We start from the raw sequence: 10,707 nt of genomic DNA, 5'->3' as shown, positions 1-10,707 counted from the left end.
GCGCGGGAGAAGAAGTGCAGTCCGTAGGATGGTTGAGCCCTTGCGAAACCCATCGCCTTTTTCTGCAATCACCTCATCATGACGGGTATCGTCGTAACTTTGCCCGGGCGGCAGCGTAGACGAGAATTGAAACCCTTTTGGCCTTTATCTCTATCTCGAGAACGTTGACGCCGCGGCCCGCGAATTTCAGCGATCACCCGAAGACAAACCATGGGGGATGCACGAGTTTGCCATGTCTGATCCCGATGAAACGCTGGTTCGTGTCGGTTGGCCGACCCGCCTCCGTAGCGGCGCGCGATGACCCATCCTACGGACTGCGACAAGCGATGTCCGCTAATGCGCCGCGATTGGCGGACCAAGCGGACATCAGGTGCGCCGGAGCCGAGCACTCCGGGTCTAATCAGGCTTCAACCGTGCCTATTCCTCGTCTTCGTCGTCATCCTCGTCTTCGTCGAGGTCTTCCACTTCCAGGCGTTCGAGCACCGCGAGCGGCAGCGTCTCGCGAAACAAATCGCCTTCTGCGCCCATCCAGAGACAGGTCACGTCGTCGCCCTTCACGGTTGCGACGGTGAGCGGCTGGCCGCCGGATTTCAGCATGACGATATCGCCGGCTTTCAGTTCCATGGATGGTCCTTTCGGGTTGATTGACTTGAGAGGCTAGCAAACAGGCATGACATGCCCATCACGGGCTGCTGGATTGCTGGATGTGCTGCCGCAGGCGGATCCGCTGCCAGGCTGTTGAAACACCGATGGCACGGTTTCAAGCCGGAGCGATTTCACTGAGTCAGGCAAGTGCGCCTGTTGGATCGATTGCGCAAGGGCTTTCTTGGCCATGCCCCGCGACAATGACATCATGCGCCTGTTTTGCCCGACGGGTCAAAGGTTTTTCGCAAAATCCGCAAGCCGTTGAATTTGCGGCAGCCGTCTACTGTGCATGGGGTTGTTTTCGAGATTTTTTTGTTCGCGCCTGGTTACAGCTCGCCCGGCAGCAGTTCGGTCAGCGAGCGGATGATGCGGTCGGGCCGGACGGTCGAGCCCTCGGGCAGGCCCTCGCCATGCACGTCGATCCAGATCGCATAGATGCCGAGGCGCTGCGGGGTGACGACTTCCCATTCCAGATTGTCGCCGATCATCCAGGTGTCCTCGGCGGTGACGCCGAGCGCGTCCATCGCATGCAGATAGGCGCGCTCCTCCGGCTTGCCGAAGCCGTGCTCGCCCTCGATCTGGATGTGGTGAAAACGATGCGCCAGCTCGAATCGCTCGACCTTGGCGCGCTGGGTGACGGCGGCGCCGTTGGTCACCAGCGCGAGCTTGACGCCGAGCGCCTTCAGCCTGTCGATGGCATCATGCGCGCCGGGGAAGACGAACATCTCCTCTTCGCGATAGCTGGTGAAGCGATCGGCCAGGCGCATCGCGAGATCGTCGGGCAGGGCGCGGTGGCCAGCCGCGGCGAGCGCGGCAAAGCCGCCCTTGACCGTCAGATGCCGGGCTTCGGCAAGCTTCAGCCGCCATGAGGCGTCCGCATTGGCCCAGAAGTTTCGCGCGAAGGCCAGCACGGCCGTTGCGACCTCGCGCGGCGGCAGCGGCGCGAGCTCGTCGGCGAACTCGTTGGCGATCGTGTTCCAGGCGATCTCGGGCCGGCCATAGGCCGACAGGATGGTGTCGTCCATGTCGATCAGCATGGCGCGGGGGAGCGGCTTGATCGCGCTCATGGCCATTTCACCTCCGGCGGCAGCGATGACAGGATCGAGTCGACATTGCCGCCGGTCTTGAGTCCGAAAATCGTGCCGCGGTCATAGAGCAGGTTGAACTCGACATAACGCCCGCGCCGAACCAGCTGCTCCTCGCGATCCTCCGCGGTCCAGGCGGTTGCGAAATTGCGCCGCACGATGTCAGGATAGGTCTTGAGGAAGGCGCGACCGACGTCCTGGGTGAAGGCGAGGTCGGCGTCCCAGTCGCCGCTGTCGTGCCAGTCGTAGAAGATGCCGCCGACGCCGCGCGCCTCTTTCCGGTGCGGCAGATAGAAATACTCGTCGCACCACGTCTTGTACTTGTCGTAATCGGCAACGCCGTTCGGTCCGGTACAGGCGTCCTTCATCGCGGCGTGGAAGGCGATCGTGTCGGCGTCGTCCTGCGTGCGGCGGCGATCGAGCACCGGCGTGAGGTCGGCGCCGCCGCCGAACCAGGCCTTGGTGGTGACGACGAAGCGCGTGTTCATGTGGACTGCCGGCACGTGCGGATTGCGTAAGTGAGCGATCAGCGAGATGCCGGAGGCCCAGAACCGCGGATCGTCCGCCGCGCCGGGGATCTGCGCGCGAAACTCGGGCGCGAATTCGCCGTGCACGGTCGAGCAATGCACGCCGACCTTCTCGAACAGGCGGCCGTACATCATCGACATCACGCCGCCGCCGCCGGCCGCGCCGGTATGATCGGTACGCTGCCACGGCGTGCGTTTGAACCGGCCGGCGTCGCCGGGATAGAGGCTTTGCGGCGCGTCATCCTCCAGCCGCTCGAAGCTCGCGCAGATGTCGTCGCGCAAGGATTCGAACCAGGCGCGGGCGCGGGCTTTGCGGTCTTCGATGACTGAAACGTCCATCTGCAAATCCCAACCGTAGTGCCGTAGGGTGGGCAAAGGCGCCCTTGCGCCGTACCCACCATCTTTCACCGTGATCTTGAATGGTGGGCACGCTGCGCTTTGCCCACCCTACGAAATCCTCGAAGTCTATCCTTGCGGACCGTAATAGGTGCAGCTCTCGTTGCAACTGTCGCGGTGAATGCTGACGCGGGTGAGCTTGCCGATATGCTCTAGCCGCTCCCAGACAAAGCGTGAGAGGTTTTCCAGCGTCGGGATCCCAAGCGCCTCGATCTTGTTGAGGAACTTGTGGTCCAGCATCACGCGCACGTCCTCGATGGCGCGCTGGAGCACGCCGAGGTCCACCAGCATCCCGGTCGCCGGATCCGGCGTGCCGCGCAGGGTCACCTCGGCGCGGAAGGAGTGGCCGTGGATCTCTTCGCTGTCAGCGCCAAAGGTCGTGCCCGACAGCGAATGCGCCGCCTCGAAGCGAAACGATTTCGTCAATTCCCACATCTGTCCGTCAACCCGTCCTATCTGATGCCGAGCGATTTATGCGTCTGCACGCTCAGCCGCCATTGCGGATGGCGCAGGCAATAGTCGATCGCGCGAGCGGTATTCTCAGCGACGTCCGGACCGTCCATCGGCTGGAGCGAGAAGCGTTCGAAGGCGAGGCTCTCGAAAGTCTCAGGCCGCGCGAGCGCCTGCGGATAGACCAGCTTCAGCTCGTGGCCATGGCGCAGCACCAGTTCGCTGCCGCCCTTGGGGCTGACGCAGATCCAGTCGAGCCCGTCCGGCGGCGCGACCGTGCCGTTGGTCTCGACCCCGATCTCGAAGCCGCGGGCGTGGAGCGCCGCGACCAGTTCGGCGTCGACCTGCAACAGCGGCTCGCCGCCGGTCAGCACCACATAGCGGTTCACGGCCGATCCGGTCCATTGCGCGGCGATGGTGCCGGCGAGGTCCGCGGCCGAGCCGTAGCGTCCGCCGAGCGTGCCATCCGTGCCGACGAAATCCGTGTCGCAGAATTTGCAAGTCGCGTCGTCGCGATCGGCCTCCCGGCCGCTCCAGAGATTGCAGCCGGCAAAACGGCAGAACACGGCGGCGCGTCCCGCGTGGGTGCCTTCGCCTTGCAGGGTCAGGAAGATTTCCTTGACCGCGTAACTCAATCGTCTCTCCTTAAACTGTCAAACTTGCTGTCAAACTTGCGGGTTCCGGACCTGCCGCAGCGCCTCGCCTGCGGCCATCGCCGCGGTCATGGCGACATTGAGCGAGCGCAGCCCCGGCGAGATCGGGATCACCAGGCGGGCATCGGCGGCTTCGACCACCGCATCGGTGACGCCGGCGCTCTCGCGCCCGAATAGCAGGATGTCGGACGTCTGGTAACGGAAATCGCGGTAGTCGGTCGCGCCTTTGGTGGTGAACAGCAGCAGCCGATAATGTTGTTCCTCGCGCCAGGCCGAAAATTTCGACCAGGAATCGTGACGGGTCAGGCTGACATGGTCGAGATAGTCCATTCCCGCCCGGCGGAACAGCCGGTCGGAGAACGGGAAGCCGGCGGGTTCGATGATATGGGCCGCCAATCCGAGACAGGCGCAGAGCCTGAGAATCGTGCCGGTGTTCTGGGCAATGTCGGGCTGGAAAAGCGCTATCTGCATGTGTCGTGACCGGGTTGCTGCGGGCCGGAAATGTCTCATTAAAACATCGCCAGCGACGGAATTCGTTCATTGCACGCTTCCGCGCGGTTAGCGGGCTTGCGCTCGCCCGGCAAGGGTGCGAATAGAACGATTCTGGACTGCTGTTTCCGCCTGTTTTGGCGGGAACACGCGAAGTTCTGCCGCCGCGGGGGGCCGCGGGCGCCGGCAGACTGTTCTGGGGACCTTTGGGCGCCCCCTGGAGCGGTTCCACCGGCAGCTAAGAAGAAAGGGTTGGAATCGTGACGACAGCGTCTTCGGCGGACCATCCGACACGCCGTGATTTCTTATTCGTTGCAACGGGAGCTGCCGCAGCAGTAGGGGGCGCGGCCGCACTTTGGCCCTTCATCTCCCAAATGAATCCGGACGCCTCGACCATCGCCGCCGGTGCGCCGATCGAGGTCGATCTCAGCCCGGTCGCCGAGGGGCAGGACATCAAGGTGTTCTGGCGCGGCAAGCCGATCTACATCAGCCACCGCACCAAGAAGCAGATCGACGAGGCGCGCGCCATCAACGTGGCGAGCCTGCCGGATCCGCAGAGCGACGAGGCCCGGGTCAAGTCCGGCCATGACCAGTGGCTGGTCGTGATCGGCATCTGCACCCATCTGGGCTGCATCCCGATCGCCCATGAAGGCAATTACGACGGGTTCTTCTGCCCCTGCCATGGTTCGCAGTACGACTCGTCCGGCCGCATCCGCCAGGGGCCCGCGCCCGCGAACCTCGCGGTGCCGCCCTACCAGTTCGTTTCCGACACCAAAATCCAGATCGGCTGAGCTGCGGACCCGCGTCCGCAGCCTCGAACCGTCATGTCGTATTATTTCCTCAGGATCGCATCATGAGCGGACCATCCGACTACCAGCCGAGCAATCCGGCCCTGCAATGGATCGAGCGACGTCTGCCGATCATGGGTCTGATCCACTCTTCCTTCGTCGTCTATCCCACCCCGCGCAATTTGAACTATTGGTGGACGTTCGGCGCCATTCTCTCCTTCATGCTCGGGATCCAGATCCTGACCGGCGTGATCCTGGCGATGCACTACACGCCGCATGCCGATCTCGCCTTCAAGTCGGTCGAGCTGCTGGTTCGTGACGTCAATTTCGGCTGGCTGCTGCGCAACATGCACGCGGTCGGCGCATCGATGTTCTTTGTCGCCGTCTACGTTCACATGCTGCGCGGCCTCTATTACGGCTCCTACAAGGAGCCGCGCGAGGTGCTGTGGATCCTCGGCGTGATCATCTACCTGCTGATGATGGCGACCGGCTTCATGGGTTACGTGCTGCCGTGGGGCCAGATGAGCTTCTGGGGCGCCACCGTCATCACCAACCTGTTCTCCGCCATTCCCTATGTCGGCGAGAGCATCGTGACGCTGTTGTGGGGCGGCTATTCGGTCGGCAATCCGACGCTGAACCGGTTCTTCTCGCTGCACTATCTGCTGCCGTTCCTGATCGCGGGCGTGGTCGTGCTCCACGTCTGGGCGCTGCATGTCGCCGGCCAGAACAATCCGGACGGCGTCGAGCCGAAGACGGAAAAGGACACGGTGCCGTTCACGCCGCACGCGACCATCAAGGACGGTTTCGGCGTCGCCTGCTTCCTGCTGCTCTACGCCTGGTTCATCTTCTACATGCCGAACTATCTCGGCGACGCCGACAACTACATTCCGGCCAACCCCGGCGTGACGCCGCCGCACATCGTGCCGGAATGGTACTATCTGCCGTTCTACGCGATCCTGCGCTCGATCCCGAACAAGCTCGCGGGCGTGATCGGGATGTTCTCGGCGATCATCATCCTCTGCTTCCTGCCCTGGCTCGATGCCGCCAAGACCAGGTCGTCGAAATACCGGCCGCTGGCCAAGCAGTTCTTCTGGATCTTCGTCGCGGTCTGCATCCTGCTCGGCTATCTCGGCGCGCAGCCGCCGGAAGGCATCTACGTGATCGCCGGCCGCGTCCTGACTGTGTGCTATTTCGCCTACTTCCTGATCGTGCTGCCGCTGCTCTCGCGCATCGAGAAGCCGCGGCCGGTGCCGAACTCGATCGCAGAGGCGGTTCTGGCCAAGACCGGCAGCAAGTCGACCCCGATGGTGTCGACCGTGATTGCTCTTGCGCTTGCCGGCTCCTTGCTCGCCGGCTGGAGCGACAGCGCCCGCGCCGAGGAAGGCGGCACCAGGCCGCCCGGCAACAGCTGGTCGTTCGCGGGCCCTTTCGGCAAGTATGACCGCGGTGCGCTCCAGCGCGGTCTGAAGGTCTACAAGGAGGTCTGCTCGAACTGCCACAGCCTGTCCTACATCGCCTTCCGCAATCTCGGCGATCCCGGCGGTCCCGGCTATTCGACGGCGCAGGTGGCCGCCTTCGCCTCCGACTACAAGGTCAAGGACGGTCCGAACGACCAGGGTGAGATGTTCGAGCGCCCGGGCCGGCCGGCCGACTACTTCCCCTCGCCCTTCCCGAACGAGCAGGCGGCGCGCGCGGCCAACGGTGGTGCGGCTCCGCCGGACTTGTCGCTGATCACCAAGGCGCGTTCCTACGGCCGCGGTTTCCCGTTGTTCCTCGTTGACTTCTTCACCCAGTACCAGGAGCAGGGCCCGGACTATGTCGCGGCCGTACTCCAGGGTTTTGAGGACAAGGTGCCGGAAGGCGTGACGATCCCGGAGGGCTCCTACTACAACAAGTACTTCCCGGGTCATGCCATCAAGATGCCGAAGCCGCTCAGCGACGGCCAGGTGACCTATGACGACGGCCCGCCGGCGACGGTGGCGCAATACGCCAAGGACGTCACCACGTTCCTGATGTGGACCGCGGAGCCGCACATGGAGGCGCGCAAGCGCCTCGGCTTCCAGGTCTTCATCTTCCTGATCATCTTCGCCGGCCTGATGTACTTCACCAAGAAGAAAGTCTGGGCCGACTCGCACTGAGCGGCGTACGCGAGACGAGAATGAAGAGGCCCCCGCAAGGGGGCTTTTTTGTTGCTCGCCCCTCCGTCATTCCGGGGCGATGCGTCAGCGTCGAGCCCGGAATCTCGAGATTCCGGGTTCGCACTGCGTGCGCCCCGGAATGACGTGAGTGTGGATTGCGCTACGCGCCCGCAGCGGCCAAAATGCCGCCAACCATTCCCCAGAAACTCGTCGGAGGACACCCATGGGAACCGCAATCAGCTTCAAGCGCCCGGACGGTAAGGACGCCTCGGGCTATCTCGCCAATGCCGCGCGCGGCAACGCGCCGGGCGTGGTCGTGATCCAGGAATGGTGGGGGCTGTCGGACCAGATCAAGGGCCTATGCGATCGTTTCGCGCTGGCCGGCTTCGATGCGCTGGCGCCCGATCTCTACAAGGGCAAGGTCGTGCCCTATCACGACACCGACGCGGCCGGCAAAGAGATGAACTCGCTCGACTTCATGGACGCCACCACGCAGACCGTGCGCGGCGCCACGCAATATCTGTCGCGCAACGGCGCCAAAGTGGGTCTGACCGGCTTCTGCCTTGGCGGCGCCGTGACCATCATCGGCGCGACCAAAATCCCCGAGCTTGCGGCCGGCGTCGTGTTCTACGGCATCCCGCCGGAGCAGGCGGCCAAGCCCGCCGACGTCAAGATTCCCTTGCAGGCGCACTTCGCCAACAAGGACGATTGGTGCACACCGGAGCTGGTCAGCGGTTTCGAGAACGCGATGAAGGCCGCCGGCAAGTCGCTGGAGCTGTTCCGCTATGACGCCGAGCACGCCTTCGTCAACGAGCAGCGCCAGGCCGTGCACGACCGCGAAGCCGCCGAACTCGCCTGGGGACGGGCGACGGAGTTTTTTAGGAAGCATCTGGGGTGAGACTGTGCCGGATCGATCCGAAGACGAGAGGCCCCGAGACCGCGAGGTCTTCGTGATCCCGGAGGAGCACAGAGCGGTCGTTCGCGAGGGTCTCGATCAAGCTGAGCGCGGCGAGTTTGCCAGCGATGCCGAGATGGCAGCCCTTTGGAAGCGGTGTGGCCTTTGACTTGTACCCCGGATGGAGCGCAGCGTAATCCGGGGCTGTCTCATCATGGTACCGGACCTGGATTGCGCTGCGCTCCATGCGGGCTACCGGAGGCGACACCTTGACGCCGCCTTCGCGCCATGGTGAGTATCCGGCCATGAGCACCGTGGCCAGCCCATCCCGTCTTTGGTGGCGCACCTCCTAAGAGGTGGCCGGTGCGATTTCTTTTCTCAAAATCGTCGAAGGTCGCCCACGCAGTGCGGCGGCCTGATCGTTTGTCCTGTGTGGCGTTCCCTCGACAAGTTTCGTAAGAGGACCACATGAACAGGACCGTCTTCACCCTCCCGGCCAGATCCGACTATGTGACCCGCGCGGGCCTTGCGATCACGCGCGCCGCGGAGCAGTTTACCGGCGGCGCCAACCGGCTGGACGATCTCATCAACCTGCTCGACCGCCGCCATGGCGTGGTGCTGTCGTCGGGAACGACCGTGCCCGGCCGCTACGAGAGCTTTGATCTCGGCTTCTCCGATCCGCCACTCAAGCTCGAGACCGTCGGCGTCAACTTCAAGCTGGAAGCGCTCAACGAGCGCGGGCAGGTCCTGGTTGCCTTTCTCGGCGACGTGCTGCGCGAGCCCTGCGTGGTGATCTCCGAGAAGACGCCATCGCACCTTGCCGGCCACATCATCCGCGGCGACGCTCCGGTCGAGGAGGACCAGCGCACGCGCCGGGCCAGCGTGATGTCGCTGGTGCGCGATCTCGTTGCCGCCTTCTCCGCCAACGACGACGGGCTGCTCGGCCTGTTCGGCGCCTTCGCCTATGACCTCGTGTTCCAGATCGAGGACATCGTGCAGAAGCGGCCGCGCGAAAAAGACCAGCGCGACATCGTGCTCTACGTGCCCGATCGCCTGCTCGCTTATGACCGCGCCACCGGCCGCGGCGTGATGCTGGCCTACGACTTCGCCTGGAAGGGCAAGTCGACGGAAGGCCTGCCACGCGAGACAGCCGACAGCCCGTATCAGAAGACGCCGCGCCAGGGCTTTGCCGATCACGCCCCCGGCGAGTACCAGGCGACAGTCGAGACCGCGCGCGCAGCCTTTGCCCGCGGCGATCTGTTCGAAGCCGTGCCCGGTCAGCTCTTCGCCGAACCCTGCGACCGCTCGCCGGCTGAAGTGTTCCAGCGGCTCTGCGTCATCAACCCGTCGCCTTATGGCGCGCTGATGAATCTCGGTGACGGCGAGTTCCTGGTGTCGGCCTCGCCCGAAATGTTCGTGCGCTCCGACGGGCGCCGGGTCGAGACCTGTCCGATCTCCGGCACGATCGCGCGCGGCAGTGATGCGATCGGCGACGCCGAGCAGATCCGCCAGCTCCTGAACTCGGAAAAGGACGAGTTCGAGCTCAACATGTGCACCGACGTCGATCGCAACGACAAGGCGCGCGTCTGCGTCCCCGGCACGATCAAGGTTTTGGCGCGACGCCAGATCGAGACCTACTCGAAGCTGTTCCACACCGTCGATCACGTCGAGGGCATGCTGCGCCCGGGCTTCGACGCGCTCGATGCGTTCCTGACCCATGCCTGGGCCGTCACGGTCACCGGCGCGCCAAAGCTCTGGGCGATGCAGTTCGTCGAGGATCACGAACGCTCGCCCCGGCGCTGGTATGCCGGCGCGATCGGCGCGGTGAATTTCGACGGCAGCATCAACACCGGCCTCACCATCCGCACCATCCGCATGAAGGATGGCCTCGCCGAGGTGCGCGTCGGTGCCACCTGCCTGTTCGATTCCGATCCCGCCGCGGAAGACCGCGAATGCCAGGTCAAGGCCGCGGCCCTGTTCCAGGCGCTGCGCGGTGACCCGCCGAAGCCGCTGTCGGCCTTTGCGCCTGATGCCACGGGATCGGGCAAGCGGGTGCTGCTGATCGATCATGACGACAGTTTCGTCCACATGCTCGCTGACTATTTCCGCCAGGTCGGCGCCAGCGTCACCGTGGTCCGCTATGTGCATGCGCTCGACATGCTGAAGCAGAAGAGGTGGGATTTGCTGGTGCTGTCGCCGGGACCCGGGCGGCCTGAGGATTTCGGGATCAAGACGACCATCGGCGCCGCGCTGGCGGACAAACTGCCGGTGTTCGGCGTCTGCCTTGGCGTGCAGGCAATTGGCGAATATTTTGGCGGCGAGCTCGGCCAGCTCACGCATCCCGCGCACGGTCGTCCGTCGCGGGTTCAGGTCCGCGGCGGGCGCCTGATGCGCAATCTGCCGAACGAGATCGTGATCGGCCGGTATCACTCGCTCTATGTCGAACGCGATAGCATGCCGGAGGTTTTGTCCGTCACCGCAAGCACCGAGGACGGTGTTGCAATGGCACTCGAGCACAAGACGCTGCCGGTCGCCGGCGTGCAATTCCATCCGGAATCGCTGATGTCGCTTGGCAACGACGTGGGTCTGCGTATCGTTGAGAATGCGTTCCGGCTGGAAGCGCCGGCCAATTGAGAGACAC

General features: G+C 64.1%; 10 protein-coding genes. 4 read left to right on the top strand and 6 right to left on the bottom strand.

The window, feature by feature from the left end:
• Positions 1-417: 417 nt before the first annotated feature.
• The 6 genes from AC0L2O_RS02350 to AC0L2O_RS02325 form a co-directional block, all read right to left on the bottom strand.
• Entirely contained in the window at positions 418-624 is a 207-nt protein-coding gene (locus tag AC0L2O_RS02350; RefSeq protein ID WP_369725880.1) for a YodC family protein, read from the bottom strand.
• Between the two features lie 347 nt (positions 625-971).
• The gene (locus tag AC0L2O_RS02345) at positions 972-1,718 is read right to left on the bottom strand and encodes an HAD family hydrolase (protein WP_473368534.1); all 747 of its coding nucleotides are present in this window, start codon (positions 1,716-1,718) and stop codon (positions 972-974) included.
• Positions 1,709-2,596, bottom strand: a complete 888-nt coding sequence (gene hemF / locus AC0L2O_RS02340) for an oxygen-dependent coproporphyrinogen oxidase (protein ID WP_473368533.1) — start codon at positions 2,594-2,596, stop codon at positions 1,709-1,711. Before hemF ends, AC0L2O_RS02345 begins: the two co-directional genes overlap by 10 nt.
• Positions 2,597-2,722: 126 nt before the next feature.
• A complete protein-coding gene (locus AC0L2O_RS02335) occupies positions 2,723-3,088 on the bottom strand; it encodes a 6-pyruvoyl trahydropterin synthase family protein (protein ID WP_369725877.1) in 366 nt (121 codons plus the stop codon).
• Positions 3,089-3,105: 17 nt separating this feature from the next.
• Positions 3,106-3,738: a 7-carboxy-7-deazaguanine synthase gene (gene queE / locus AC0L2O_RS02330; RefSeq protein WP_473368532.1), complete on the bottom strand. Its 633-nt coding sequence runs from the start codon at positions 3,736-3,738 to the stop codon at positions 3,106-3,108.
• A gap of 30 nt (positions 3,739-3,768) precedes the next feature.
• Positions 3,769-4,227 (bottom strand): tRNA (cytidine(34)-2'-O)-methyltransferase, encoded by a 459-nt coding sequence (locus AC0L2O_RS02325; RefSeq protein WP_409189952.1) that lies wholly within the window; start codon positions 4,225-4,227, stop codon positions 3,769-3,771.
• Between the two features lie 278 nt (positions 4,228-4,505).
• On the opposite strand from AC0L2O_RS02325, the gene petA reads away from it, so the two are divergent.
• From petA to AC0L2O_RS02305, 4 genes are all read left to right on the top strand, one after another.
• Positions 4,506-5,036: a ubiquinol-cytochrome c reductase iron-sulfur subunit gene (gene petA, locus AC0L2O_RS02320; RefSeq protein ID WP_409189951.1), complete on the top strand. Its 531-nt coding sequence runs from the start codon at positions 4,506-4,508 to the stop codon at positions 5,034-5,036.
• A 62-nt stretch (positions 5,037-5,098) separates the two neighbouring features.
• On the top strand, positions 5,099-7,171 hold the full coding sequence (gene fbcH / locus AC0L2O_RS02315) for a cytochrome b/c1 (protein ID WP_473368531.1): 2,073 nt from the start codon (positions 5,099-5,101) through the stop codon (positions 7,169-7,171).
• 223 nt (positions 7,172-7,394) lie between these two features.
• Positions 7,395-8,069 (top strand): dienelactone hydrolase family protein, encoded by a 675-nt coding sequence (locus tag AC0L2O_RS02310; protein WP_409189949.1) that lies wholly within the window; start codon positions 7,395-7,397, stop codon positions 8,067-8,069.
• Between the two features lie 465 nt (positions 8,070-8,534).
• Positions 8,535-10,700, top strand: coding sequence for an anthranilate synthase component I (locus tag AC0L2O_RS02305; protein ID WP_473368530.1), 2,166 nt, complete (start codon positions 8,535-8,537; stop codon positions 10,698-10,700).
• Positions 10,701-10,707 lie beyond the last annotated feature (7 nt).

This window comes from Bradyrhizobium sp. Kon10 (genome assembly GCF_055807395.1).
Note: the sequence above shows the minus strand (reverse complement) of the source record. Positions and strands in the feature narration are given on the sequence as shown.

Coding starts and splice junctions, on each gene's coding strand:
- AC0L2O_RS02350 (WP_369725880.1), bottom strand. CDS start 624: ATGGAACTGAAAGCCGGCGATATCGTCATGCTGAAATCCGGCGGCCAG.
- AC0L2O_RS02345 (WP_473368534.1), bottom strand. CDS start 1,718: ATGGCCATGAGCGCGATCAAGCCGCTCCCCCGCGCCATGCTGATCGAC.
- hemF (WP_473368533.1), bottom strand. CDS start 2,596: ATGGACGTTTCAGTCATCGAAGACCGCAAAGCCCGCGCCCGCGCCTGG.
- AC0L2O_RS02335 (WP_369725877.1), bottom strand. CDS start 3,088: ATGTGGGAATTGACGAAATCGTTTCGCTTCGAGGCGGCGCATTCGCTG.
- AC0L2O_RS02325 (WP_409189952.1), bottom strand. CDS start 4,227: ATGCAGATAGCGCTTTTCCAGCCCGACATTGCCCAGAACACCGGCACG.
- fbcH (WP_473368531.1), top strand. CDS start 5,099: ATGAGCGGACCATCCGACTACCAGCCGAGCAATCCGGCCCTGCAATGG.
- AC0L2O_RS02310 (WP_409189949.1), top strand. CDS start 7,395: ATGGGAACCGCAATCAGCTTCAAGCGCCCGGACGGTAAGGACGCCTCG.
- AC0L2O_RS02305 (WP_473368530.1), top strand. CDS start 8,535: ATGAACAGGACCGTCTTCACCCTCCCGGCCAGATCCGACTATGTGACC.